This is a genomic window from Acidovorax soli (assembly GCF_014207955.1).
Taxonomy (GTDB): Bacteria; Pseudomonadota; Gammaproteobacteria; order Burkholderiales; family Burkholderiaceae_C; genus Acidovorax; species Acidovorax soli_A.
In genome coordinates this window covers 268,772-293,667 of record NZ_JACHLK010000001.1, presented here as the reverse complement: position 1 = coordinate 293,667, position 24,896 = coordinate 268,772, and the positions used below count along the sequence as shown (strand labels likewise).

The 24,896-nt window shown below is 69.7% G+C and carries 20 protein-coding genes; 12 read left to right on the top strand and 8 right to left on the bottom strand.

Going from position 1 to position 24,896, the window contains the following annotated elements; all coding sequences use genetic code 11:
• Positions 1–54: 54 nt before the first annotated feature.
• From HNP48_RS01350 to HNP48_RS01305, 10 genes are all read left to right on the top strand, one after another.
• Complete coding sequence (locus HNP48_RS01350; RefSeq protein WP_184855049.1) at positions 55–1,035, top strand: tripartite tricarboxylate transporter substrate binding protein; 981 nt, start codon at positions 55–57, stop codon at positions 1,033–1,035.
• Positions 1,036–1,058: 23 nt separating this feature from the next.
• Positions 1,059–2,300 (top strand): CaiB/BaiF CoA-transferase family protein, encoded by a 1,242-nt coding sequence (locus tag HNP48_RS01345; RefSeq protein WP_184855048.1) that lies wholly within the window; start codon positions 1,059–1,061, stop codon positions 2,298–2,300.
• Positions 2,297–2,725, top strand: coding sequence for a cupin domain-containing protein (locus HNP48_RS01340; protein WP_184855047.1), 429 nt, complete (start codon positions 2,297–2,299; stop codon positions 2,723–2,725). The genes HNP48_RS01345 and HNP48_RS01340 overlap by 4 nt, the downstream gene beginning before the upstream one ends.
• Complete coding sequence (locus tag HNP48_RS01335; protein WP_184855046.1) at positions 2,722–3,885, top strand: acyl-CoA dehydrogenase family protein; 1,164 nt, start codon at positions 2,722–2,724, stop codon at positions 3,883–3,885. Before HNP48_RS01340 ends, HNP48_RS01335 begins: the two co-directional genes overlap by 4 nt.
• A gap of 166 nt (positions 3,886–4,051) precedes the next feature.
• Positions 4,052–4,936, top strand: coding sequence for a LysR family transcriptional regulator (locus HNP48_RS01330; protein ID WP_184855639.1), 885 nt, complete (start codon positions 4,052–4,054; stop codon positions 4,934–4,936).
• 47 nt (positions 4,937–4,983) lie between these two features.
• Positions 4,984–6,048: a homocysteine S-methyltransferase family protein gene (locus HNP48_RS01325; protein WP_184855045.1), complete on the top strand. Its 1,065-nt coding sequence runs from the start codon at positions 4,984–4,986 to the stop codon at positions 6,046–6,048.
• A 131-nt stretch (positions 6,049–6,179) separates the two neighbouring features.
• Positions 6,180–7,097 carry a tRNA 2-thiocytidine(32) synthetase TtcA gene (gene ttcA / locus HNP48_RS01320; RefSeq protein ID WP_184855044.1) on the top strand — a complete coding sequence of 306 codons (918 nt, stop codon included), beginning with the start codon at positions 6,180–6,182 and terminating at the stop codon, positions 7,095–7,097.
• A gap of 30 nt (positions 7,098–7,127) precedes the next feature.
• On the top strand, positions 7,128–8,552 hold the full coding sequence (yegQ, locus tag HNP48_RS01315; protein ID WP_184855043.1) for a tRNA 5-hydroxyuridine modification protein YegQ: 1,425 nt from the start codon (positions 7,128–7,130) through the stop codon (positions 8,550–8,552).
• Positions 8,553–8,737: 185 nt separating this feature from the next.
• Positions 8,738–10,207 carry a methyl-accepting chemotaxis protein gene (locus HNP48_RS01310; RefSeq protein ID WP_184855042.1) on the top strand — a complete coding sequence of 490 codons (1,470 nt, stop codon included), beginning with the start codon at positions 8,738–8,740 and terminating at the stop codon, positions 10,205–10,207.
• A gap of 72 nt (positions 10,208–10,279) precedes the next feature.
• Positions 10,280–11,380: a hypothetical protein gene (locus HNP48_RS01305; RefSeq protein WP_184855041.1), complete on the top strand. Its 1,101-nt coding sequence runs from the start codon at positions 10,280–10,282 to the stop codon at positions 11,378–11,380.
• Between the two features lie 3 nt (positions 11,381–11,383).
• On the opposite strand, the gene HNP48_RS01300 is transcribed toward HNP48_RS01305, so the two are convergent.
• The 5 genes from HNP48_RS01300 to HNP48_RS01280 form a co-directional block, all read right to left on the bottom strand.
• Positions 11,384–12,748 carry an MFS transporter gene (locus HNP48_RS01300; protein WP_184855638.1) on the bottom strand — a complete coding sequence of 455 codons (1,365 nt, stop codon included), beginning with the start codon at positions 12,746–12,748 and terminating at the stop codon, positions 11,384–11,386.
• Between the two features lie 32 nt (positions 12,749–12,780).
• Positions 12,781–14,400 carry an AMP-binding protein gene (locus tag HNP48_RS01295; RefSeq protein WP_184855040.1) on the bottom strand — a complete coding sequence of 540 codons (1,620 nt, stop codon included), beginning with the start codon at positions 14,398–14,400 and terminating at the stop codon, positions 12,781–12,783.
• Positions 14,401–14,676: 276 nt separating this feature from the next.
• On the bottom strand, positions 14,677–15,999 hold the full coding sequence (locus HNP48_RS01290) for a Glu/Leu/Phe/Val dehydrogenase (RefSeq protein ID WP_184855039.1): 1,323 nt from the start codon (positions 15,997–15,999) through the stop codon (positions 14,677–14,679).
• 166 nt (positions 16,000–16,165) lie between these two features.
• A complete protein-coding gene (locus HNP48_RS01285; protein ID WP_184855038.1) occupies positions 16,166–17,023 on the bottom strand; it encodes a PPK2 family polyphosphate kinase in 858 nt (285 codons plus the stop codon).
• Positions 17,024–17,054: 31 nt separating this feature from the next.
• Positions 17,055–18,035, bottom strand: coding sequence for a GlxA family transcriptional regulator (locus HNP48_RS01280; RefSeq protein ID WP_260420045.1), 981 nt, complete (start codon positions 18,033–18,035; stop codon positions 17,055–17,057).
• An 81-nt stretch (positions 18,036–18,116) separates the two neighbouring features.
• Between HNP48_RS01280 and HNP48_RS01275 the strand changes: the two genes are divergently transcribed.
• On the top strand, positions 18,117–18,902 hold the full coding sequence (locus HNP48_RS01275) for an MBL fold metallo-hydrolase (protein WP_184855036.1): 786 nt from the start codon (positions 18,117–18,119) through the stop codon (positions 18,900–18,902).
• Between the two features lie 6 nt (positions 18,903–18,908).
• Here HNP48_RS01275 and HNP48_RS01270 read toward each other — a convergent pair whose 3' ends face one another.
• Positions 18,909–19,871 (bottom strand): LysR family transcriptional regulator, encoded by a 963-nt coding sequence (locus tag HNP48_RS01270; protein ID WP_184855035.1) that lies wholly within the window; start codon positions 19,869–19,871, stop codon positions 18,909–18,911.
• Between the two features lie 71 nt (positions 19,872–19,942).
• On the opposite strand from HNP48_RS01270, the gene HNP48_RS01265 reads away from it, so the two are divergent.
• Positions 19,943–20,431: a PACE efflux transporter gene (locus HNP48_RS01265; RefSeq protein WP_184855034.1), complete on the top strand. Its 489-nt coding sequence runs from the start codon at positions 19,943–19,945 to the stop codon at positions 20,429–20,431.
• 21 nt (positions 20,432–20,452) lie between these two features.
• Here the strand turns inward: HNP48_RS01265 and HNP48_RS01260 are convergent, their stop codons facing one another.
• Both HNP48_RS01260 and HNP48_RS01255 read right to left on the bottom strand, forming a co-directional pair.
• Positions 20,453–21,391, bottom strand: coding sequence for a response regulator (locus HNP48_RS01260; RefSeq protein WP_260420044.1), 939 nt, complete (start codon positions 21,389–21,391; stop codon positions 20,453–20,455).
• Positions 21,375–24,818, bottom strand: coding sequence for an ATP-binding protein (locus HNP48_RS01255; RefSeq protein WP_184855033.1), 3,444 nt, complete (start codon positions 24,816–24,818; stop codon positions 21,375–21,377). Before HNP48_RS01255 ends, HNP48_RS01260 begins: the two co-directional genes overlap by 17 nt.
• Positions 24,819–24,896: the final 78 nt, after the last annotated feature.

The following is a 24,896-nucleotide window of genomic DNA, read 5'->3' as shown; positions in this document are numbered from 1 at the left end:
GATGCGACCCAGCCCCGGCACAGGGGCGTCGACCAACGATCCAGGAGACAAGACATGCAGTATCCCTTTGGAGCCCGCTGGCTGGCTGCGGCCCTGGTGGCCGCAGCCACCCTGCCGGCCATCGCGCAGCAGCCCGCTGGCGCCTATCCCAGCGCCCCGATCACCCTGGTCGTGCCGTTCGCGGCCGGCAGCGGCACCGATTCGGTGGCCCGCACCGTGGGCCAGAAGCTGGCCGAGCGCCTCAAGCAGCCGGTGCTGGTGGACAACAAGCCCGGCGCCAATGCCCAGGTGGCCGCGCAGATCGCCGCCAAGGCCAAACCCGACGGCTACACGCTGTTCATGACCACGAACACCTCGCACTCGGCCAACCCGGCGCTCTACACCGCCCTCAAGTACGACCCGATCAAGGACTTCACGCCCGTGGCCCGTGTGGGCGAGCTGCCGTTCGCGCTGGCCGTGCACCCCTCGGTGCCGGCCAAGACCCTGGGCGAGCTGATCGCCCACGCCCGCGCCAACCCCGGCAAGCTCAGCTACGCCACGCCCAACAGCACCTCGCTGGTGGCGATGGAGAGCATCAAGCACATTGCCGGCATCGACCTGCTGAGCGTGCCCTACAAGTCGAGCCCGCAGGCCATGACGGACCTGGTGGGCGGGCAGGTGCAGGTCTATGTGGCCGACCTGGGCTCGGGCATGAGCATGCTGAAAAGCGACAAGGTGCGAACCCTGGGCATCACCACGGCCCAGCCCTCGCCGCTGCTGCCGGGTGTGCCGCCCATCGGCCAGACGGCCAAGGGCTTCGATCTGACCTCCTGGAACGGCATCTTTGGCCCGGCCGGCATGCCGCCCGCCGTGGTGAACCGGCTGAACACCGAGCTGCAGGCCGTGCTGGCCGACAAGGACACGCAGGACAAGCTGGCGCTGATCGGCTTCCAGGTCTGGCCGAGCAAGACGCCCGAGGAGTTCGCCACCTATGTGGCCGACCAATTGAACCACTGGCGCACCCTGATCCGCCAGGCGGGCATCAAGCCCGAATGAACCACCGGGAAGGAACTCTTTTCATGCAGGACACCAGGCCCCAAGGGGCGGCAGGCCCGCTCGCCGGCGTGCGCGTGCTCGACCTCACCAGCGTCATCATGGGCCCGTTCGCCACGCAGATCCTCGCGCAACTGGGCGCCGAGGTCATCAAGGTGGAAACGCCCGAGGGCGACAACATGCGCCATGTGGGGCCCATGGCCAACCCGGGCATGGGCCATATCTTCCTGCACGCCAATGGCGGCAAGCGCAGCATCGTGCTCGACCTCAAGCACCCCGCGGGGCGCGAGGCGGCCCTGCGCCTGGCCGAGGGCTGCGACGTGCTGATCAGCAATGTGCGGCCGCAGGCGCTGGCGCGGCTGGGGCTCGACGCCGCCACCGTGGCCGCACGCAACCCGCGGCTGATCCACGTGAGTTGCTGCGGCTTCGACCAGGAGGGGCCCGACGCTGCGCGGCCGGCCTACGACGACCTGATCCAGGGCGCCACGGGCATTCCCTGGCTCATGCAGCAGTACGGCGCGCCCGAGCCCGCCTATGCGCCCACCACCCTGTCCGACCGCGTGACCGGGCTGCACGCGGTGTACGCCGTGACCGCAGCGCTCTATGCGCGCGAGAAGACCGGTCAGGGCCAAGCCATCGTCGTGCCCATGTTCGAGGCCATGGCCCAGTTCGTCCTGGGCGACCACATGGCGGGGCTGAGCTTCGAGCCGCCGCGCGGCGATGCGGGCTATGCGCGGCTGCTCACGGCCCACCGCAAGCCCTACGCCACGGCCGACGGCATGCTCTGCGTGCTGATCTACAACGACAAGCACTGGCGCAGCTTCTTCGCCGCCATCGGCGAGGCCGAGGGCCTGGGCCGCGACCCGCGCTTTGCCAGCCACGGCGCGCGCGCTGCGCACATCGACGCGGTGTACGCCGAGGTGGCGCGCATCCTGCGCGGCCGCAGCACCGCCGAATGGCGCGCCCTGCTCGACGCGGCCGACGTGCCCAACATGCCCATGAACGCGCCGGCCGACCTGCTCGCCAATGCGCAGTTGCGTGCCACGGGCTTCCTGCAGGACAGCGTGCACCCGAGCGAAGGCGCCCTGCACACCCTGGCCCACCCCACGCGCTGGTCCGGTACGCCGCCGGTGCGGGAGCTGGCACCCGCCCCGCGGCTGGGCGAGCACACGCGCGAACTGCTGGCCGAGGCCGGCTACGCCCCCACCGACATCGACGCCCTGCTGGCGCAGGGCGCCTGCCACCTGCCTGCCGGAGACACCGCATGACCCCCTCTGCCCCTTCACCCCGCTACCTGGTGCGCAGCGCCGGGGTGCCGGCCTACCAGCCGGCCAACCACCAGCACACGCACAACCAGCGCCTCATCGGCCCCGAGACCGTGGGCGCCCGCCAGATGGAAGTGCTGCTGGGCACCCTGCACGCGGGCGGCGGCGCGCTGCCCCATGCCCACCCCGGCGTCGAGCAAGCCTGCTACCTGCTGGAGGGCACGGCCCGCGCCGAGGTGGCGGGCGAAGCCTTCGACATGCTGCCGGGCGACATGTGCTTCTTCCCGGCCGATGTGGCGCATGTCTTCACCGTGACCAGCGCAACGCCGGTGAAGCTGCTCGTCATCTACAGCCCGCCCTACCTCGAATCGCCCGAGCGGGTGGTGCGCTTCCCTGTTGCTTCTTCTTCCGCCGCCGCGTCCGCATGAACTTCGCTCTCTCCCCCGAACACGAACAGATCCAGGGTGCCATCGAGCGCGTGTGCGCGCCCTTCGATGCCGATTACTGGCTGCGCAAGGACCGCGAAGGCGGGTTTCCCGACGACTTCCACCGCGCCCTGGCCGATGCGGGCTGGCTCGGCATCGCCATGCCCGAAGCCTACGGCGGTGCAGGCCTGGGCATCAGCGAAGCCGCGCTGATGATGCACACCATTGCCGCCACGGGCGCGGGCCTGTCGGGCGCCTCGGCGGTGCACATGAACATCTTCGGCCTGCACCCGGTGGTGGTCTTCGGCACCGAGGAACAAAAGGCGCGCTGGCTGCCGCCGCTGGTCGCGGGCCGCGACCGCGCCTGCTTCGGCGTGACCGAGCCCAACACCGGCCTGAACACCCTGAAGCTCACGACCCGTGCCGTGCGCCAGGGCGACCACTACGTGGTGCACGGCCAGAAGGTCTGGATCAGCACGGCCCAGGTGGCCAACAAGATCCTGCTGCTGGCGCGCACCACGCCGGTGGAGGAGTGCACGGGCACCGAGGGCCTGAGCCTGTTCTACACCGACCTGGACCGCAGCACGGTGGAGGTGCGCGAGATCGACAAGCTCGGGCGCAAGTGCGTGGATTCCAACCAGGTCTTCATCGACGGCCTGCGCATCCCCGTGGAAGACCGGGTAGGCGAAGAAGGCAAGGGCTTCAGCTACATCCTGCACGGCCTGAACCCCGAGCGCATCCTGATCGCGAGCGAGGCCGTGGGCCTGGGCCGCGCGGCGCTGGTGCGCGCCGCCGGCTACGCCAACGAGCGCGAGGTGTTCGGCCGCCCCATCGGCCAGAACCAGGGCGTGCAGCATCCGCTGGCCCTGTCGTGGATGGAGCTGGAGGCCGCCCACCTCATGGTGCACAAGGCCGCCTGGCTTTACGACCAGGGCCTGCCCTGTGCGGCCGAGGCCAACAGCGCCAAGTACCTGGCGGCCGAGGCCTGCTACCACGCCTGCGAGCGCGCCATCTTCACCCATGGCGGCATGGGCTACGCCAAGGAGTACCACGTGGAGCGCTACCTGCGCGAGTCCTGGATACCGCGCCTGGCACCGGTGAGCCCGCAGCTCATCCTGTGCTTCATTGCCGAGAAGGTCCTGGGCCTGCCCAAGTCGTACTGAGCGACTCAAAAAGCTCTTCTGGCGTCGTTGCCGCGTCTTGTCGTACTACTCGTACTGCCTGCGACGCAGCGCCTAGCCAGAACCGCTGCGCTGAGCTTTGTGAGCCGCTTTGACCGTCGCGCAAGAAGACCGTCCCATGCCCCTTCACGTGGGGCATGATGGGCGCATGAAGCTGTACCTGCTGCGCTACTTTGCCGTGCTGGCCGAAGAGCTGCACTTCGGCCGCGCGGCCGAGCGCCTGGCCATCACCCAGCCGCCGCTGAGCTCGGGCATCAAGGCGCTGGAGGACGAACTGGGCGTGAAGCTGTTCGAGCGCAGCAGCAAGCATGTGGCGCTCACGCCCGCAGGCCATGCCTACCTGGCCGAGGTGCGCGTGGTGCTCGACCGCGTGGCGCGTGCGGGCGAGACGGCGCGCGCCGTGGCCGCGGGGCTGCGCGGGCGGCTCGACATCGGCTTCACCGGCTCCATGGTCTACCGCGACATGCCGGCCATCGTGCGCGCCTTCGGCGCGCAGGCCCCAGGCATCGAGGTGCAGCTGCGCGAGATGTCCACCGGCGAGCAGCTGGAGGCGCTGCTGCACCGCCAGCTGCATGCCGGCTTCATCAACAGCAGCGTGGTGCCCGAACCGCTGGCCAGCCTGCCGCTGGCCGAGGACCATTTCGTTTGCTGCCTGCCCGAAGGCCATGCGATGGCCCAGGCTGCGGCGCTGGACCTGCAGGCGCTGGCCGCCGAGACCTTTGTGATGTTTTCGCGCGACGTGGCGCCTTCCAACCACGACAACGTGATCGCGCTTTTCCACCGCGCCGGCATCCATCCCCACACGCGCCATGCGGCGCGCCAGTGGCTCACCGTGGTGGCGCTGGTGGCCCTGGGCATGGGCGTCGCGCTGGTGCCGGCCGCCATGGCGCGGGCCGGGGCCCAGGGTGTGCGCTTTGTGCCCATTGCCGGCCTGCACCACCCCACGGTGGGCGTGCTGGCCTGGCACCGCGACGCGGTGAGCCCGGCGCTGCGCAGCTTCCTGGACGTGGCGGCCGCAGGGCAGCAGGGCTAAGCGTCCCGTTCCGGCACGGGAAAAGCCGCACTTTCTACAATAGCGGGATGCAAGCCCTCCACTACACCCGCGCGCAACAGCTGCCCGACATCCTCGCCCAACGCATCGCCATCCTCGACGGCGCCATGGGCACCATGATCCAGCGCTTCAAGCTGGGCGAGGCGCAGTACCGGGGCGAGGGCTACACCGGCCCCGGCGGCGCGGGCGAGCGCTTCAAGGACTTCGCCTACGACGTCAAGGGCAACAACGAGCTGCTGAGCCTGACCCGGCCCGATGTCATCAGCGACATCCACGAACGCTACCTGGCCGCGGGCGCCGACCTGATCGAGACCAACACCTTCGGTGCGACCACCATCGCGCAGGAGGACTACCACATGGCCGAGCTGGCGCGCGAGATGAACCTCAAATCCGCCCAGCTCGCCCGCGCCGCCTGCGACAAGTACAGCACGCCCGACAAGCCGCGCTTTGTGGCCGGCGCGCTGGGCCCCACGCCCAAGACGGCCAGCATCAGCCCCGACGTGAACGACCCGGGTGCGCGCAACATCGATTTCGAGCAGCTGCGCGCCGCCTACTACGAGCAGACCCAGGCCCTGGTCGAAGGCGGCAGCGACGTGCTGCTGGTCGAGACCATCTTCGACACCCTGAACGCCAAGGCCGCGCTGTTCGCCATCGACGAGTACTTCGAGCACAGCGGCGAGCGCCTGCCCATCATCATCAGCGGCACGGTGACCGACGCCTCGGGCCGCATCCTCTCGGGCCAGACGGTCACGGCCTTCTGGAACAGCGTGCGCCATGCGCGCCCGCTGGCCATCGGCCTGAACTGCGCCCTGGGTGCCACGCTGATGCGCCCCTACATCCAGGAGCTCAACCGCGTCGCGGAAGACACCTTCATCAGCTGCTACCCCAACGCCGGCCTGCCCAACCCCATGAGCGACACCGGCTTCGACGAGACCCCCGAGGTCACGAGCCGGCTGGTGCACGAATTCGCGGCCGAGGGCCTGGTGAACATCGTGGGCGGCTGCTGCGGCACCACGCCCGACCACATTGGCGCGATTGCGCGCGCGGTGGAAACGGTGCCCGCGCGCAAGATGTTCTACCCGGCCGAGGCCTGATTCCCCGGGCCGCTGGGCCCATCTGTACGAAAATCGAACCTGGCGGTGGCTTGGCCATCGCCAGATGCTATGCATGTCATAGCAAACCTGGGCCGCAGCATTGGCTGCGGCCGTGACCATCCTCGCCCGCCATGCTGACCGACACCCCCACCTTGCCCGCCGACACCGCACCACCCGCCCCCGTGGCGGGCAGCACGGACCGTGAGGCCGTCAAGCTCGAAAAGCGCCTGGTGCGCCAGGTCAGCCAGGCGATCAGCGATTTCGGCCTGATCGCCGACGGTGACAAGGTCATGGTGTGCGTCTCGGGCGGCAAGGACAGCTACGGCATGCTGGACGTGCTGCGCATGCTGCAGCAGCGCAATGGCCACCGCTTCGAGCTGGTCGCCGTCAACCTCGACCAGAAGCAGCCGGGTTTTCCGGCCCAGGTGCTGCCCGACTACCTGGCCGGGCTGGGCGTGCCCTTCCACATCGAGACCCGCGACACCTACAGCGTGGTCAAGCAGCATGTGCCCGAGGGCAAGACCATGTGCAGCCTGTGCAGCCGCCTGCGCCGGGGCATCCTGTACCGCGTGGCCGACGAGCTCGGTTGCACCAAGATCGCGCTGGGCCACCACCGCGACGACATGCTGCAGACCTTTTTCCTCAACATGTTCTTCGGCGGCAAGCTCAAGGGCATGCCGCCCAAGGTGCAGAGCGACCGGGGCGACCACCTCGTCATCCGCCCGCTGGCCTATGTGGCCGAGGACGACCTCACGCGCTGGGCTGAACTGCGCAATTTCCCCATCATCCCCTGCACCCTGTGCGGCAGCCAGGAAAACCTGCAGCGCAAGCAGATCGGGCAGATGCTGCGCGACTGGCAGCAGCTGTACCCGGGCCGTATCGAGAACATGGCCGTGGCACTGCGCAACCTGGTGCCCTCGCACTTCATGGACCCGCGCCACTTCGACTTCCAGGGCCTGGTGGCCAATGGCGTGGCCGATGCCGAGGGCGACAAGGCCTTCGACGGCGAGGAGTTCCCGCAGGCCATCGCCATGCCGGTGCTGCGCTGAACAACACACAACGAGATTGGATGGCCCCCGATGAGCACCCTCAAAGCCCCTGAACTGCTGCTGCCCGCCGGCTCGCTCGACAAGATGCGCGCGGCCTACGATTTCGGCGCCGATGCGGTCTACGCGGGCCAGCCGCGCTACTCGCTGCGCGCGCGCAACAACGAGTTCCGCCTGGAGCAGATCCGCCAGGGCATCGAGGAGGCCCATGCGCGCGGCAAGAAGTTTTTCGTGACCAGCAACCTGATCGCGCACAACGACAAGATCCGCACCTACCTGCGCGATATCGAGCCCGTGATCGATCTGAAGCCCGACGCCCTCATCATGGCCGACGCCGGCCTGATCATGATGGTCAAGGAAAAGTGGCCCGAGGTGCCCGTGCACCTCTCGGTGCAGGCCAACACCACCAACTGGGCGGCCGTGAAGTTCTGGCAGAAGATGGGGGTGGAACGCATCATCCTCTCGCGCGAGCTGAGCCTGGACGAGATCGAAAAGATCCGCCAGGAATGCCCGGACATCGAGCTCGAGGTCTTCGTGCACGGCGCGCTGTGCATCGCCTACTCGGGCCGCTGCCTGCTCAGCGGCTATTTCAACCACCGCGACCCCAACCAGGGCACCTGCACCAACGCCTGCCGCTGGAACTACGCCACGCACGATGCCGAGGTCGATCCCACCACGGGCGAAGCCATTGCGCAGAAGATGGAAGGGGACTTCAACTTCGAGGCCGCGCAGCAGAAGGCCGAACAGTCGTTTTCCACCACCGGCAACGGCCAGCGCCACCCCAAGGCCGACAAGGTCTACCTGATCGAGGAGCTGGGCCGGCCCGGCCAGCTCATGCCCATCATGGAGGACGAGCACGGCACCTACATCATGAACAGCAAGGACCTGCGCGCCGTGGAGCATGTGGCGCGGCTGGCGCAGATCGGCGTGGATTCGCTCAAGATCGAGGGCCGCACCAAGAGCCTGTACTACGTGGCGCGCACCGCCCAGGTCTACCGCCGCGCCATCGACGACGCCGTGGCCGGCCGGCCGTTCAACCCCGAGCTGCTGCTGGAGCTCGAAGGCCTGTCCAACCGCGGCTACACCGGCGGCCTGCTGGAGCGCCGCCCGAGCCAGGACTACCAGAACTACGTGAGCGGCCATTCGGCCACCCAGCGCAGCCAGTTCGCGGGCGAGGTGCTGGGCGCCGAAGGCCAGGACGCCGTGGGCCTGGCGGGCGACTGGGTGCAGGTAGAGACCAAGAACCATTTCGCCGTGGGCGACCTGCTGGAGGTGGTGCACCCCAGCGGCAATGTCCAACTGCGCCTGGAGCGCATGCACGACGTGCACGGCCAGCCCGTGGCCGTGGCCCAGGGCAACCCGGTGCGCGTGTGGATACCGCTGCCCGCGCGCTACGCGGGTGCACTGCTGGCCCGGGTGGTGGAACAGCCGGCAGCCGCGCCCGAACTGGTGGTGTGATCCGGCGGCGAAAGGCCGGCCGCGCGCAGGGCCGCGCCATTTCCCGTCCGGCGCAACGGCTTTGGCACTTTGGAAATTGACCTGCGTCAAGAATCCCCAGACCATGTTTGCGCACCCAGATGCATCCCCCGGGCCGGTGTGCCCCTGGGGCGCAGGCCTTGCCGGTGCAGCAACCAGGAGCAGACATGGCCGATTCCGCAAAGCTGCAGCGCATGGACTGGGGCGTGCACGACGCCCTGCAACGCATAGGCCGGCGTGCCGACCTGATCGTGCTGGGCATCGTGGCCCTGGGCTGGGTCGTGGCGTTGTGGGTGGGCCTCATCCATGGGCGGCCCGGCACGGCGGCGGCCTGGGGCGCCCTGCTCACCGGGGCGGGGGCGCTGGCCTTCTGGCTGGCGCCGGGCACGCTGCTGTCGCGCCTGGTCATCGGCTTTTGCGGCATGGCCATGGTGGCGCTGCACCTGCAGCTGAGCCTGGGCCAGCCCGAGTTCCACTTCGGCGTGTTCGTCTTCCTGGCCTTTCTCCTGGCCTACCGGGACTGGCGGCCCGTGCTGTTCGCCGCCCTGGTGATCGCCGTGCACCATGTGGCCTTCGACCGGCTGCAGCTGGCCGGCCTGCCCCTGTACTGCCTGAGCGAGCCGGACTTTGCGCGCATTCTGGTGCATGCGGCCTTCGTGGTCGTGCAGGCCACGGTGGAAGTGCTGATTGCGCTGCGCATGCGCGGCGACGCCATCGAATCGGCCGAGCTGCAGCAGCTGTGCCGGCCGCAGGCCGACGGGCAGCTGTCGCTGGACGTGGGCCGCATGTCCGTCAGCAGCCCGACGGCCATGGCCTTGCGCGATGCGCTGCTGCGCCTGAACAACGCGGTGGCAGATGTGCAACTGGCGGCCGAGAGCATGTCCAGCGCGTCGGGTGAGATCGCGGTGGGCAACCAGGACCTGAGCCAGCGCACCGAGCGCACGGCGGCCCACCTGCAGGAGGCCGCCGCGTCCATGGAGCAACTGGGCGGCATGGTCAGCCAGAGTGTGCAGGAGGCGGTGGCCGCGCGCGACCTGGCCACCGAGGCCTCCGAGGTGGCCGAGCGCTGCGGGGGTGTGGTGTCGCAGGTGGTCTCCACCATGCAAGGCATCCAGGCCAGCGCCAAGCGCATCGCCGACATCGTGGGCGTGATCGATGGCATTGCGTTCCAGACCAACATCCTGGCGCTCAATGCGGCCGTGGAGGCCGCCCGTGCCGGCGAGCAAGGCCGGGGCTTCGCCGTGGTCGCCAGCGAGGTGCGGGCCCTGGCCAGCCGCAGCGCGGATGCGGCGCGCGAGGTGCGCGGCCTGATCACCGAGTCCCTGCAGCAAGCTGACCGGGGGGCGAGCCTGGTTGTCGATGCCGGCCGCAGCATGGAAGAGGTGGTGGGCCATGCGCGCGATGTCTCGCAGCGTGTGGGCACCATCAGCAGCGCCGTCGAAGGCCAGTCGGGTGACCTGCACAAGGTCAACACCTCGGTCAACGAACTCGACCAGATGACCCAGCAGAATGCGGCCCTGGTCGAGCAGTCGGCGGCTGCGGCGGCCAGCCTCAGGCAGCAGGCCGCGCGCCTGCTGCAGGTGGTCGATGGCTTCCAGTTCGCCGTACCCCACACAGCCCTGCGCGCCTTGCAATAGGCGCCGCATCGGCCCCGGGGCTGGCCCCGGCCGGGGATTGGCGCCAGAATCAGGCCCTACCCCACCGCCCGCATGGCCGCACCCATCGACCCCTCCCGCCCTGGCGCACTGCCGCCCGTGGCCCAGTTCCTGGCCGAAGCGGCGCTGCAGCGCCAGGCCGCACTGCTCGGGACCGACAAGGCGGCCCCGGCGCGTGCCCCGTTTCCGCTGGGCGACGCGGCACCCCCGGCGCCCCCTGCGGCACCCGTGCCTGGGGCGGCGCCGGCACCGACTCCCGCACCGGCCGACAAGGCCAGCATTTCGCAAGAGGCGCGCGGCCCCCTGGGTGCGGGTTTCGACCCGCGCGGCAATGCGGCGGCCGCAACCGCGGGCGCGGCGGCACGCAGCCCGCTGCCGGCGGCATTGGCGCCGGGCAGCCCTGTGGCAGCGCCGCCTGTCGCCGCCGCGGCACCGCTCGCAGCCGCGGCCTGGCCGGCCGAGGGGCTGGACGCCCCGGCGCTGCGCATGGTGGGCGCTATGGTGGCGCAGCTCACCGAGGGCAGCGGCATGCCCCAGCGCGTGGTTGCCGCCCAGCCCTGGCCCGTGGGCTTGGCCCATGCGCTGGAGAAGGGCGAGGCCGAACCCGGGCAGCCACCGCTGCAGACCTGGCTGGTGCGCCAGGGCACGGTGCAGACCCCCGAGGGGCCGCGCGGTTTTGCGCTGACCCTGCGCGTGCCGGTGCCCTGGATGGCGTCGCAGCCGGCACCCCCAGCAGCGGTGGCGACGACGCCGCCAGCGCCGCTGCAGATACCGTTCTCCGGCAATGCCCCAACCCTGCAATCGGGGGTGTTTGCCCTGGTGCTGCAGGGGCTGGTGGAACCGGCAGGGACGGCGGCCATGGCGCGCACCAGTGCACTGCTGGTGCTGGACTTCCAGGCCCAGCTGCCCGCCTCGGTCTATGGGCGCGAGATGCTGCTCGCGCCGGGCCAGCGCCTGGACCCCTGGACGCAGATGGCCGTGCTGCAGGCCAGCGGCCATTTGCCGGTCGATGAAGACCGTGGGCGCGACCGGCCAGTGTGCGAGGTGGCCGGCTGCCCTTATGCCGGCCGTTCGCCCTGTGCGCAGCCGTTCTGCCTGGCCCTGCGCTGGGTGGACCCGGTGGTTCCCACCGTGCCGGCAGGGCCGGCCGCCTGAATCTCAGCTGGCGAACTGGCTGTCGCGCACATCGCCCACGCTGCGGCGGATCTCGCCGTGGCGCGCGCGCGTGATCGGGTAGGCCATCAGCAACGGGATGGCGAACGCCAGGCACAGGGCCGGCAGCAGCCCGGTCATGGTGCGGATGCCCTGCAGCGCCAGTTCGGTCTGCGCGACGTTGGGCACATAGTGCGTCCAGTCGAGCACGGCGGCCACGACCACGGTGGCCACGGTGCGCGCGATCTTGTCGACCAGGCCGTACAGGCCGTAGTACATGCCGGTGGTGCGTTCGCCCGCCAGCATGTGGCCGTGGTCGATGGTGTCGGGCACCATGGCGTAGGGCACGATCCAGTGCGCCCCCATGCCGATGCCGATCAGCGCCAGCACGGCGGCCAGCATGCCCTGCTGCCCCGGTTGGATCCAGTAGAGCATGACCAGTCCTACGGCGCTGAACACCAGGCCCAGGATGTAGGCACGGTTCTTTTCCCAGCGGTCGACCACGCGCTTCCAGGCGAACAGCGAGACCCCCACCACCCCCAGCAGAATGGCCATGAGCCTGGGCAGGTCGCCCTGCGTGCCCTGCAGCTGGTAGATCACGAAGTAGGCCAGCGCACCCTGCACCAGCGTGAGGCCCAGGCGCACCAGGCCGGCCGCGCTCACCAGCAGCAGGAAGGGGCGGTTGCGCAGCGTGCCCAGCAGCGTGCGGCGCACCGAGTCCCAGGCGGGCGCCGGGTCGGCCGGGGCGGCGGCTTCATCGGCCACGGGCTCGTGCACACGCCAGGCCACCACGGCGACCGCCATGCCGGCGGCCAGGCCAAAGCAGGCCCCGGCCAGCGCATAGCCGGTGCGCGCATCGGGCGCGGCGCGCACCAGCACGGGCATGAGCACGCTGCCTGCGAAAAAGCCGATCAATGCGCCCAGCGAGGCAAAGGCCGTGAGGCTGGTGCGCTCGTCGTAGTCGCGCGTGAGGTTGGCAGCCATGGCCTGGTAGGGCAGCTGCACCAGCGTCATCAGCGTGTCGAACAGCGTGTAGGTGATGGCGATCCACAGGAAGGCCGCCACGGGGGACAGCCCGGGTGGCACCATCCACACCGCGGCGGCCACCACGGCCAGCGGAATGGCGCCGTAGATGAGGTACACGCGGTGGCGGCCCCAGCGCGAGCGCGTGCGGTCGGTCACCCAGCCAAAGAGCGGGTCGTTGATCGTGTCCCAGACCTTGCCCACCAGCAGCGCGGCGCCGGCCACGGCCGGCGGCACCAGGGCCACGTCGGTGTAGAAGATCATGAGCAGAAAGCCCATGGCCGCGATCAGCATCTGCAGGCCCACATTGCCCACGGCGTAGCTGAGCTTGGTGCCCAGCGTCAGCATCGGTGGGGTGGCCTGGCGGGTGGCGTGCCCGCTCACAGCGCGTGCGCCGGTTCGGCCACCGGCTCCTCGGCATCGAGCATGGCGCGCACTTCACGGCGCAGCATCTTGTTGAGAAAGCTGCGCGGGATCTCGGGCACGATGCGCACGCGGTCGGGTTGCAGCTCTGCGCGCAGGTTTTCGGCCAGGTACTCGGTGATGTCGTGCTCCAGCGCACGCCAGTTGTGCTCGGCGCGCCAGCTCTGGCGCAGGCTGGCCACCAGCACGGCCTGCTCGCCATGCTGCACCAGGCAGCATTCCTTGACGGCGGGGTGCTGGTGCGTGACCTCTTCCACCTCGCGCGGGTTCAGCAACTGGCCGCCCTTGCGCACGCGGTCGGCGCTGCGGCCCAGCACATGCAGGTAGCCGGCCTCGTCGAAGTAGCCCATGTCGCCCATCACCACCCAGCCATCGCGCAGGGTCTCGGCGGTCTTCTCGGGGTCGTGCCAGTAGCGGTCGAAACGCACCGGCGTCTGCACCGTGACCAGGCCCATCTGGCCTTGGGGCAGGGGCTCGAAGTCATCGCTGCGGATCACCACCTGCACGCCCGGCATCACGCGCCCCACGGACGACAGGATGTGGAGGCCCAGCGGTTCGCCGCTGGCGTCCACATGCTCGTGCGGCAGCAGCCAGGTGATCGGGGGCAGCGCTTCCAGGCAGCCATAGCCCTGCTGGAAGATGGGTCCGAAGCGGCGAATCGCCTCGGCGATCTTGGGCGCGGGCATCATCTCCGAGCCGTAGGGCACGTGGCTGAGCGAGGAGAGGCGGTAGCGCGGCAGGTCCGGGTCATCCAGCAGGTCGATGATGGCCGAGGGCGAGAGAAAGGCGCGCGAGACCTTGTGGCGCTCGATCAGGCCGGCCAGCGTGGCCGGGCGAAAGTTCTCGGGCATCACCAGCACCGCGCCCGACAGCAGCGTGGGCAGCACCAGGCCCGAGCCCGGCCCCGTGATCGGCAGGCCGAGCATGTTGACGTCCTGGCCGCTGGCCGGGGGCGTGAAGTTGATGGACTGGGCGATGAAGCGCACGCTGTCCAGGTACTTGCGGTGGGTGTAGCCGATGGCCTTGGGCAGGCCCGTGGTGCCCGAGGTCATGTGCAGCGCGAACACCTCGTCCTCGTGCACCTTCGCCGTGCCGCGCGTGGGCGTGGCCTGGGCCAGCGCCTCCTCGTAGGGTTTGCCGATGGCCAGGATGTGCAGGCCGGGCATGCGTTCGCGCACGGTGGCCAGGATGGGCTCGCTGAGCGCCGGGTCGTGGATGAACACGGCAGGCTTCACGCGCAGCAGGGTATCGAGCGCGGCCTGCGCCGACAGGTGCTTGTGGAAGCTGGCGAAGATGGTGCCGTTTTCGAACGTGGCCAGGCGCGTCTCGTACTGCTCACCGGTCTCGGGCAGCCAGGTGAAGACGATGTCGCCCTGCTTGACGCCCTGGGCCTGCATCCAGCCGTGCAGGCGCAGCACGCGCCCGTGCAGTTGCTGGTAGGTCAGGGTGCCGCGCCGGTCGATGAGGGCCGGCTTCTTGCCATGCAGGCGGTAGGCCAGGCGGGCCACCGAACGGGCGGTGCGAAGCCGGTTCAGCATGAAGCGCGCCACGGCGCTGCGCAGGGAAGGGAGGGCCACCGTTGTCTCCTGGAGGGCAAAGAGGCAGGCAGTCTCCCACGTGGCCTTGGGGGCAAACGTCTCCATTTGTGTGGGCGCGTATCCGCCTGTTTCCGCAGCGGCCAGGCGGTTGCTTCTGGCCGACGACAGGCACAGACACCCCCATTCGGGCGTCGCCCGGGCGCAACAGCACATCCCGCCCAAGAAAAAACCGCCAGGGCCTGGTGGGCCGCTGGCGGTTGCTTTCGAGACCAGAGCGGCCGGGTCGGCCGCTGCGGTTTCCGGAGCCGCGAAGGCTCAGGGGTACAAGCCGCGCATTTCGCGGGCGTGCAGGATGCGCTGGCAGGCCACGATGAAGGTGGCGGTGCGCAGGCTCACCTTGTGCTCCTGGGCGATCTGCCAGACGCCGGCGAAGGCTTCCTGCATGATGCGCACCAGGCGGGCGTTGATCTCGTCCTCGCTCCAGAAGAAGCTGGAGAAGTCCTGCACCCATTCGAAGTAGCTCACCGTCACGCCGCCGGCGTTGGCGATCACGTCGGGCAGCACCAGCACGCCCTTGTCGTTGAGGATGTCGTCGGCCTCGGGGGTGGTGGGGCCGTTGGCGCCTTCGATCACCAGCTTGGCCTTGATCTTGCCGGCGTTGTCCTTGGTGATCTGGCCTTCCAGCGCGGCGGGGATCAGGATCTCGCAGTCCACGCCCCAGAACTCCTCGGGTTTCATCGTGTCGGCACCGGCAAAGCCGCCCACGCCGCCGCGGATCTTCACGTGGGCCAGCAGGGCCGGCACGTCCAGGCCCTTGCCGTTGAAGATGGTGCCGGTGTGGTCCTGCACGGCCACGACCTTGGCGCCCGCTTCGGCAAACAGCTTGCCGGCGATGCCGCCCACATTGCCGAAGCCCTGCACGGCCACGCGGGCACCGTCGAGGGCCAGGCCGGTCAGCTTGGCGGCCTCGACGCCCACGGTGAAGACACCGCGGCCGGTGGCTTCCACGCGGCCCAGCGAGCCGCCCAGGTCCACGGGCTTGCCGGTCACCACGCCGGTGGCGGTGGAGCCCACGTTCATGGAGTACGTGTCCATCATCCAGGCCATGATCTGGCCGTTGGTGTTCACGTCGGGAGCGGGGATGTCCTTGGAGGGGCCGATGATGATGCCGATCTCGCTGGTGTAGCGGCGCGTCAGGCGCTCCAGTTCACCGAGCGAAAGCTTCTTGGGATCGACGCGGATGCCGCCCTTGGCACCGCCGTAGGGCACGTTCACGGCCGCGTTCTTGATCGACATCCAGGCCGACAGGGCCATCACTTCCGACAGCGTCACGTCCTGGTGGAAGCGCACGCCGCCCTTGCCCGGGCCGCGCGAGGTGTTGTGCTGCACGCGGTAGCCCTCGAAGTGGGCGATGGTGCCGTTGTCCAGCTCGATCGGCACGTCCACGATCAGCGCGCGCTTGGGGCGCTTGAGCGTTTCCACCCAGCGGGCCAGGTGGCCCAGGTAGGGGGTGACGCGGTCGACCTGCTGCAGGTAGATGCCCCAGGGGCCGAGGTTGTCCGCCTGCAGGTAGGAGGGCAGGGTGTGGACGGCGCCCGCTTGGGAGGCGGTGGCCGGAGCGCCGGAAGAGTGCGACATGGTGATTTCCTTTTGGGATCGGTTCAAGCCGCGAAGCTTATGCCTGCCCCCGGAACCTGTCCAAGGCCATAGTGTTACAGGGTTATGCGTCTGATGCATAACTTGCCAGGCGCCCCTTGGGCACGCTCCGACGCCCCTCCCCAGCGGCTTGCGCAGGGCGCGGGACTCACTCCACCTGGAAGCCCGCCAGCTGCGGATCCCCCGGTGGGTAGAGCAGCTCCAGGTTCTGCAGCACCTGGCGCAGCACGCTGGCGATCATCAGGTTGCGGTGGGTCTTGGAGTCGGCCGGCACGATGGTCCAGGGCGCCCAGGCGGTGTGCGTGGCGGCCAGCAGGGTGTCGTAGGCCTGGCGGTACTCCTTCCACTGCTTGCGCACCTCAATGTCGCCCATGCTGAACTTCCAGTGCTTGGTGGGGTCGTCCAGGCGCTCCTGCAGGCGCGCGCGTTGCTCCTCGGGGCTGATGTGCAGCAGGAATTTGAGCACGATGGTGCCCGTCTCGCTGAGCATGCGCTCGAAGTCGTTGATATGGGCCAGGCGCTGCTGCTGCTGTTCGGGCGTGATCCAGCCATTGACCACGGGCACCAGCACGTCTTCGTAGTGGCTGCGGTTGAACACCGTGATGTCTCCGTCCTGCGGCACCTGCTGGTGGATGCGCCAGAGGTAGTCGTGCGCGCGCTCGGTTTCGGTGGGTGCCTTCCAGCCCACGGTGCGCACGCCCAAAGCGCTCATGCGCCCGAACACGCCGCGGATGGTGCCGTCCTTGCCCGAGGTATCGGTGCCCTGCAGCACCACCAGCAGCTTGTAGCGCCTGTCGGCGTAGAACAGGTTCTGCAGTGCATCGAGTTCCAGCGCCAGGGCTTCGACGGCTGCCTTGTCCTCGGCCTTGCTGCCCTGGGAGAACGGCTTGGCGCCGGGGTCCCAGTCGGCCAGCGAAGGGGCCTTGCCCTTCTTGCCGGGCCTGGGCTGCCAGGCGGCCCAGCGCTCGGCGAAGGCCTTGGTGCTGCTCTCGAAAGGATGGGTCATGCGGTTCATCTCCTGTCCAGGAAAAAGGGCGTCAATGGCTGCCGTGGGCCATGCGGTAGGCCAGGGGCGTCTGGCCGGTGGCATGGGTGAAGGCCCGGTGCAGGCCCGCCTCGCTGGCAAAGCCCAGGTCCTGGGCGATGCGTTTGAGCGGGTGGCGGGTCTGGCACAGGGCGTCCGCGGCCTGCCGCAGTTTGATGCGGCGCATCCAGTGTGCCGCAGACAGGCCGGTGTGTGCACGCACCCGCCGCGCCAGGGTGCGGGTGGACAGGTGCATGGCCGCCGCCAGATCGGCCAGGCTGAGGCCCTGGGCGGGGCTGCGCTGCACCCAGAGCATGGCCTTTCGCAGCGCGGGCTCCGCCTGGGCCACGAGGTCCAGCCCGGCAAACACCGGGTGGGTGGCGCGCGGGCGGGGCAGCACCAGCACCTCCTGCAGGTCCTGCAGGGCCTGGGGTGGCAGCCGGGGCGCCAGCGCATGCAGCATCAGCGGCAGGTAGCCGCTGGCGCCGGCCGCCGTGGTCGCCACGGCCGTGGCCACCAGGGGTTCGTCCAGGCGCCATTGCACGGCCGCAAACTCCTGCTCCAGCGCGGCCTGCAGCCACCAGGTGGCCGTGGCGGGCTGGCCGTCGAGCCGTCCGCTGGCCGCGAGCAGCAGCACGCCGGCGCAGTAGCTCCACAGCGGGGTGCGCCGGGGCAGGGCGCGCAGCGCGCGCACCAGGGGTTGCAGGGGGCGCAGTTGTGCCTGCACCTGGTCGGGTGCCGACAGCCACAGGCCCGGCACCAGCACGGCATCGGCCTGCACCTGGTCCAGGGTAGCGGCGGGCAGCAGTGCCGGCCCCTGCCAGGTGGGCACGGGCTGCAGCTCCAGCCCCACCCACTGCACGTCGAACAGCGGCCGGCCCGCGCGCAGGTTGGCCGCGCGCGCCATGTCGGCCGTGGCAAACAGGCCCGCGGGCATGCAGCCCTCGTAGAGCAGCAGGGCCAGGCGCAAGGGGCGTGTGGCAGGAATTGGCAATGAATTGTCCATTCAAGCCATTCTCGCGGAGCGGGTGTTTTCGAACAATGGGGCTTCATCCCTTGCCTCTTGATCCATCCCATGAAAATCACCCAACTGCGCAACGCCACCATCGTGCTGGAGTTCGAAGCCCAGGGCAGGCCCGTGGCCCTGCTGGTCGACCCCATGCTGTCGCCCCAGGGCAGCCTGCCGACCCTGCGCTACCTGGGCGGCACGCGCCGCCGCAACCCGGTGGTGGAGTTGCCGGACTGCAGCAATGCCGTGCTCGGCCGCGTGACGCATGCCCTCATCACCCATTGCCAGCGTGGCCATTTCGACCACCTGGACCGGGCAGGCAAGCAATTCCTGCGCACGCGGGGCACGCCCGTGCTGTGCATGCCCCGCGATGCGGAGCACCTGGCGGCGCGCGGCCTGGCGGTGCAGCCGCTGGCGGGTACCGGCCGCCAGCCCTTTCTGGACAGCGGCCACATCACGCCCATCGCCTGCGTGCATGGGCGCGGCTGGGTCGGCCGCCTCATGGAGCACGGCCATGGTTACCTGATCGAGATGCCGGGCGAGCCCAGTGTCTACATCGCGGGCGACACGGTGCTCACGCCCGAGGTGCGCGACTGCCTCACGCGGCTGCGGCCGGATGTAGCGGTGCTGCCGGCCGGCGGCGCACGCTTCGACCTGGGGGGCGAGATTCTCATGGACGGGCAGGGTGTGGTCGATGCCTGCACGCTGTCGCCGGGCTGGGTGGTGGCCAACCACCTCGAAGCGCTCGACCATTGCCCCACCACGCGGGTTGGGCTCGCGGCCCTGGCCACCAAGGCCGGGGTGGGGGCACGGCTGTGGATACCCGAGGACGGCGAGTCGCGCGTGTTCTGATACGGCTCAGGTGCCCGAACAGTTCTGCTCGGCCGGGTGCCCGGCACGGTGCGCGTCGTGCGCCATCAGGTCCACGAAGCGCCGCGCGCCCAGGCCCAGGGGCCGCTCCTTGGACCAGACCACGTCCACCCACAAGGCGGTGCCGTTGCTCAGGTTCTCGAACGGCATCTCGACCAGCGTGCCCGCATCGATGCGCGGCTGCACCAGCGCGCGCGGCTGCCAGCCCCAGCCCAGGCCCGCCTCGATGAGGCCCAGCGCGGCCAGGTGGTTGTCGGTGCGCCAGTGGTGGCGCGCAAAGACGAAACGCCGGTCGATCTGCGCCAGGTCGCGGCTGGCCACCACGATCTGCCGCGTGGTCGTGAGGTGCTCCTCGCGCAACTGGGCCAGGGCGCTGGCCTCGCCCCGTGCCGCGGCGGCCGCGCGCGCGGCCTGCAGCACCGGGTGGTCGGGCGCCATCACCGCCACCAGGGTTTCGCTGCCCACCTCCTGGAAGCCCTCGCGCCCATCGATGCTGGGGCGCTCGAACACCAGCGCCAACTGGGCGCGGCCGGTGTGCAGCAGCTCCAGCGCATCGACCTGGGGCGCGGCCAGCACCTCCACCTGCAAGAGCGGGTACTCGCGCGCCAGCGCCGCAATCGGCTCGGTCCAGCGCGAGGCCAGCAGCTCGGGGGCAATGGCCACCGTGAGCCGCTCCTCCAGCCCCTGGGTGAGTGACAGCGCCTGGGCATTGAGCTGCTGCAGCTGCCCGGCCAGCAGGCGCGCCTGGGGCTCCAGCGCACGCGCCGCCGCCGTGGGCCGGGGCTCGCGGCCGCTGCGGTCGAACAGCGGCATGTCCAGCTCCGCCTCCAGGTGGGCAATGGCCATGCTCACGGCCGAGGGCACGCGCGACAGGCTGCGTGCGGCCGCCGAGAACGAGCCCTGGTCCAGCACCGACAGAAAGACCTGGATGTTGTCCGAAGAAAAGGCCATAGCCCAATCTATCAGAAAAATTGAAACAAGCTAACTTTTTATATCAGCCAGAGGCACATAAAGTTCGGTCCATGGAACCACGGAACCCCACCACCCAACTGGCAGCGCCGCAGGCTGCCGCCGGCCTGCAGGGCGTCAAGCGCCGGGTCGTCTATGTCACGCTGTACGAGCTCATCGCCATCTTTGCCGCCACGGCGGGGCTGGCCTTCTTGACGGGCCAGGGTGCCGCGCATGCCGGCGTGATTGCCGCGGTCGCCGCGCTGATCGCCGTGGTCTGGAACCTGGTGTTCAACTGGGCCTTCGAGCGCTGGGAGTCGCGCCAGGAAGTGCGCGGGCGCAGCACCAGGCGCCGTGTGGTGCATGCCATCAGCTTCGAGATGGGCCTGGTCGTGACCCTGGTGCCGATCTTTGCCTGGTGGTTCAGCATCAGCCTGTGGCAGGCCCTGGTGATGGACATCGGCATGATCGTCTTCTTCCTGTGCTACACCTTTGTCTTCAACTGGGTGTTCGACCACGTGTTCGGCCTGCCGGCCAGCGCCCAAAGCGCCACGCAAGCCTGATACCGCGCCTCTGGCGCCAAGTCAGCCCTGCAGCAACTGGCCCGCGATAGCCGCTGCGGCGGTGCGGGTCTCCACCCCCAGCTTCTCGAAAATGTGCTCCAGGTGCTTGTTCACCGTGCGCGGGCTCATGCCCAGGATGTCGGCGATGTCGCGGTTGGTCTTGCCCTTGGTGAGCCACGAGAGCACCTCGGTCTCGCGCGGCGTCAGCGCCACCTGCTGCAGGTGGCGCGGCGCGGCGGCTTCGGCCGCTGCGTGGCTGAGCAGCAGCATGGATTCGGCCAGGCCGCTGGCCCCCATGTGGCGCGCCAGCAGCTGGCGGCCATCGGCCAGGGGCAGGGTCTGCTCGCCATCGCGCTGGGCCTGCACCAGCCAGGCGGCGGCCCGTTCCGTGGGCGCTTCGGTGTGGGCGAAGGCATCTTCGAGCCAGCGCGTTGCCTGGGGTGAGCGCCAGGCCACACGGCCCTGGCCGTCGAGCACCACCACCCCCAGGCCGGCCACGTCCACCGCCTCGCGCGCCAGGCGCGTGGCCTGGGCATTGCGCACATGGGTGGCCAGGCGCGCCAGCACCTCGGGAATGCGCAGCGGCTTGACCACGTAGTCCACGCCGCCGCTGGCAAAGCCCTGCAGGATCTGCGCCGTGTCCGACAGCCCGGTCATGAACACGATGGGCACGTGCGACCAGGGCGGTGTGGCCTTGAGCTGGCGGCACAGCGCAAAGCCATCGATGCCGGGCATCACCGCGTCGAGCAGCACGCCATCGGGCACCACCATGTCGAAGCGCTGCAGCGCCTCCTCGGCGTCGCGTGCGGCCAGCACGGCATAGCCCTCGGCCGCGAGCGCGTCGCAGAGCATGCGCAAGGTGTCCAGGGCATCGTCGACCACCAGCACCACACGCTGGCCGGGGGCCGGTGCGGCAGCGGGAGACACAGCGGGTGGGGCGTCTTCAATGGATGGCGTCATGGTCGGGTTCCCGCAAGTGCTGGGCCAGGGCCTCGAAATCGAAACGGTCCGCGCAGGCCTGCAGCAGGGCCAGCGCCTGGGCATGCTGGGGCGGCAGTTCGGCGCGTGCCCGGCGCAGCAGTTCGCGCACGGCAGCGGCCTGGCCCTGGCGCGCCAGGCGGGTGAGGTCGTCGCGCAGTTCCTGCGGCAGGGCCGTGGGGGCGGCCGGGCTGGCACCGGCCAGGGCCACGGGGGCCAGCGCGGGCTGCGGGGTGTTGTCGTGCAGCCATTCGAGCTGCAATGCCACCTGCAGCGCGCGCAGCAGCTCGGATTCGACCACCGGCTTGCCCACGAAGCCCTGCACCTGCACGGCGGCCAGGCGCTCGGGCTCGTGGTCGAACTGGTTGGCTGAGACGAAGACGATGGGCAATTGCTCGGCCGGGGCCAGCGTGCGCAGCAGGGCGGCGGTCTGCCAGCCGTCCAGGTCGTCCATGGAGATGTCGAGCAGCACCAGGTCGGGTGGCGCCTGGCGCACGATCTCCACGCACTCCAGGCCGCTGGCCGCCTCGCACACGATGAAGCCCAGCGGCACCAGCAGGCCCGCCAGCAGCTGGCGCTGCAGGGGCTGGTCGTCCACCACCAGCAGCGTGCGCCTGGGCCCGATGTGGCCGATCACCGGGCGCAGCACGGCCATGTGCGCGGGGCGCCAGGCCGGGTCGGGCGAGATGCCGGGCAGGTACAGGCGCACGGTGAAGGTGCTGCCCTGGCCCGGCGTGCTGGCCACCGTGAGCTCGCCGCCCATGAGCTGGGTCAGCAGGTGCGTGATGGTCAGGCCCAAGCCCGTGCCGGCCTCGCGCGCGCGCCGTCCGGCGCTGCCGCGCTCGAAGGGCAGGAAGATGCGCTCGCGGTCCTGCGGCTCGATGCCGATGCCCGTGTCGATGACCTCGATGCGCGAGACATGCGGGCGGAAATCCATGCGCAGCCGCACCTCGCCGCGCTCGGTGAAGCGCACGGCGTTGGACAGCAGGTTGATGAGGATCTGGCGCAGGCGCTTGGCATCGGCCCGTATCCACCCGGGCATGGTGCCCTCGGTCTGCACCACGAAGCGCAGGCCTTTGGCCTCGGCCTGCGGGCGCAGCATGCCCTCGACGTTCTGCACCAGCTCGGGCAGGGGCAGGGGGGCCAGGTCCAGGCGCAAGCGGCCGGCCTCGATGCGCGCCAGCTCCAGCGAGCCGTCGATCAGCGCATGCATGTGTTGCCCGCTGTGCTGGATGGTGGACAGGCTTTCGCGCAGCCAGCCCTCGGTCTGCGGGTTCTTGAGCAGGATCTGCGTGTACCCGAGGATGCTGTTGAGCGGCGAGCGCAGCTCGTGCGTCATGCCGGCCACGTAGCGCGTCTTGGCCAGGCTGGCCGATTCGGCCTGGTCCTTGGCGGCCTGCAGCTCGGCATCGGTGCGCTTGTGCGCCTCGATTTCCTGCAGCAGCAGCTGGGTCTGGCGTTCCGATTCGTCCTGCGCCATGCGCCGGCTGTCGGTGCTCAGCACCACCCACCAGGCGCACACGGCGGCCAGCAGCGCGAGCAGCGCGAACACCTTGAGGAAGGGCATGCGCAGGAATTGCGCGGGCGTCTCCAGGCTCTCCTGTACGTACACCACGCCGAGCAGGAAGGCCATCACCGCGCACAGCACCACGGTCACCATGAGGTACTGGCCCATGCGGAAGTTGACCTTGGCCGCCCAGTGGCGCGGCAGCAGCAGCGCGGCCACGGCGCGCAACTGGTCGGTGGCGCGCGAGCCGGTCTTGCAGCGGTCGTGGCAGCGCGATTCGAGCGAGCAGCACAGGGAGCAGATGGCGGCGCCATAGGCCGGGCAGCGCGCCATGTCCTCGGCCTCGAACTGGTTCTCGCACACGGTGCAGCGCACGGCCTCGCCGGGCTGCCAGGTGGTGTCGGGCTTGCGCGCCAGGTAGTAGCGCCCTTGGGTGGTCCAGGCCAGCAGCGGGGCCAGCGCCATCGACAGCACCAGTGCAATGAAGGGGGAGAAGGCGGCCGCCATCTCGCCGAACAGGCCCGCATAGGCGCAGCAGGCCACCGCGGCCGCCAGCACCATGGCGCCCAGGCCCACGGGGTTGAAGTCGAACAGGTGGGCGCGCCGGAACTCGATGCCCGGCGGCGACAGGCCGAGCGGCTTGTTGATCACCAGGTCGGCCACCAGCGCCCCGACCCAGGCGATGGCCACATTGCTGTAGACCGCCAGCACCTTCTCGAGCGCGCCGAACACCCCGAGCGTCATGAGCAGCGTGGCGATGCCCACGTTGAACACCAGCCACACCACGCGCCCCGGGTGGCTGCGCGTGATGCGCGCGAAGAAGTTGGACCAGGCGAGCGAGCCCGCATAGGCATTGGTCAGGTTGATCTTGATCTGCGAGACCACGACGAAGAGCACCGTGACCGCCACGGCCATGCCCGGCAGGCCCAGTGCCTGCATGACCTGGTGGAAGCCGGCGAGGAACATCTGCGTGGGTTCGGCCGCGCGGCTGGCGCCGACCTCGAACTGCAGCGCCGCAAAGGCCAGGAAGGCGCCGCCCGCCATCTTGAGCATGCCCATCACGATCCAGCCGGGCCCGGCCACCAGCACTGCGCCCCACCAGCGCCAGCGGTTGGCGGCCGTGCGCTCGGGCAGAAAGCGCAGAAAGTCCACCTGCTCGCCGATCTGCACCACCAGCGAGAAGATCACCGTGCCCGCCGCGCCGAACATCAGGGCATTGAACTGGCTGCTGCCGCTCTTGAGGCCCGACAGGCCCGCGAAGTCGCGGTACAGCTGCGGCTGCGTGAGCGCGATCCACACGAAGGGCAGCAGCAGCAGAAACAGCCACAGCGGCTGCGTCCAGGCCTGCAGGCGCGAGATCAGCGTGATGCCGCGCATGGCCATGGGCAGGATCACCAGGGATGAGAGCACATAGCACCACTCCAGCGGCCAGTCGACCACCATCTGCAGCGCCAGCGCCATGATGGCCGCTTCCAGCGCGAAGAAGATGAAGGTGAACACCGCGTAGATCAACGAGGTGATGGTCGAGCCCAGGTAGCCAAAGCCCGCACCGCGCGTGAGCAGGTCCATGTCGAGGCCGTAGCGCGCCGCGCAGTAGGCGATGGGCAGCCCCGTGAGAAAGATCAGCACCCCCACCGCGAGGATGGCCCACATGGCGTTGGAAAAGCCGTAGTTGAGCGCAATGGCGCCGCCAATGGCCTCGAGTGCCAGGAAGGACAGCGAGCCGAACGCCGTGTTGGCCACGCGGAACTCGCTCCAGCGCCGAAAGCCCTTGGGCGTGTAGCGCAGCGCGTAGTCCTCCATGGTCTCGTCGGCCACCCAGGCGTTGTACTCGCGCCGGAAGCGAAAGATCGTCTGCGGTGCAGGCTGCGGGGCGCCGGACGGGGTGGCGGTGGAGGGCATGCACCGGCCCATGCAAGAAACGTTCTAGCCGCAGCGGGTGGTGCGTATGCAGCGGCTACGTTAATTGACGTATGGGCG

Bases quoted from the DNA above. Each gene is read 5' to 3' on its own strand.
- HNP48_RS01350 (WP_184855049.1), top strand. From the start codon at position 55: ATGCAGTATCCCTTTGGAGCCCGCTGGCTGGCTGCGGCCCTGGTGGCC.
- HNP48_RS01345 (WP_184855048.1), top strand. From the start codon at position 1,059: ATGCAGGACACCAGGCCCCAAGGGGCGGCAGGCCCGCTCGCCGGCGTG.
- HNP48_RS01340 (WP_184855047.1), top strand. From the start codon at position 2,297: ATGACCCCCTCTGCCCCTTCACCCCGCTACCTGGTGCGCAGCGCCGGG.
- HNP48_RS01335 (WP_184855046.1), top strand. From the start codon at position 2,722: ATGAACTTCGCTCTCTCCCCCGAACACGAACAGATCCAGGGTGCCATC.
- HNP48_RS01330 (WP_184855639.1), top strand. From the start codon at position 4,052: ATGAAGCTGTACCTGCTGCGCTACTTTGCCGTGCTGGCCGAAGAGCTG.
- HNP48_RS01325 (WP_184855045.1), top strand. From the start codon at position 4,984: ATGCAAGCCCTCCACTACACCCGCGCGCAACAGCTGCCCGACATCCTC.
- ttcA (WP_184855044.1), top strand. From the start codon at position 6,180: ATGCTGACCGACACCCCCACCTTGCCCGCCGACACCGCACCACCCGCC.
- yegQ (WP_184855043.1), top strand. From the start codon at position 7,128: ATGAGCACCCTCAAAGCCCCTGAACTGCTGCTGCCCGCCGGCTCGCTC.
- HNP48_RS01310 (WP_184855042.1), top strand. From the start codon at position 8,738: ATGGCCGATTCCGCAAAGCTGCAGCGCATGGACTGGGGCGTGCACGAC.
- HNP48_RS01305 (WP_184855041.1), top strand. From the start codon at position 10,280: ATGGCCGCACCCATCGACCCCTCCCGCCCTGGCGCACTGCCGCCCGTG.
- HNP48_RS01300 (WP_184855638.1), bottom strand. From the start codon at position 12,748: ATGCTGACGCTGGGCACCAAGCTCAGCTACGCCGTGGGCAATGTGGGC.
- HNP48_RS01290 (WP_184855039.1), bottom strand. From the start codon at position 15,999: ATGTCGCACTCTTCCGGCGCTCCGGCCACCGCCTCCCAAGCGGGCGCC.
- HNP48_RS01285 (WP_184855038.1), bottom strand. From the start codon at position 17,023: ATGACCCATCCTTTCGAGAGCAGCACCAAGGCCTTCGCCGAGCGCTGG.
- HNP48_RS01275 (WP_184855036.1), top strand. From the start codon at position 18,117: ATGAAAATCACCCAACTGCGCAACGCCACCATCGTGCTGGAGTTCGAA.
- HNP48_RS01270 (WP_184855035.1), bottom strand. From the start codon at position 19,871: ATGGCCTTTTCTTCGGACAACATCCAGGTCTTTCTGTCGGTGCTGGAC.
- HNP48_RS01265 (WP_184855034.1), top strand. From the start codon at position 19,943: ATGGAACCACGGAACCCCACCACCCAACTGGCAGCGCCGCAGGCTGCC.
- HNP48_RS01260 (WP_260420044.1), bottom strand. From the start codon at position 21,391: ATGACGCCATCCATTGAAGACGCCCCACCCGCTGTGTCTCCCGCTGCC.
- HNP48_RS01255 (WP_184855033.1), bottom strand. From the start codon at position 24,818: ATGCCCTCCACCGCCACCCCGTCCGGCGCCCCGCAGCCTGCACCGCAG.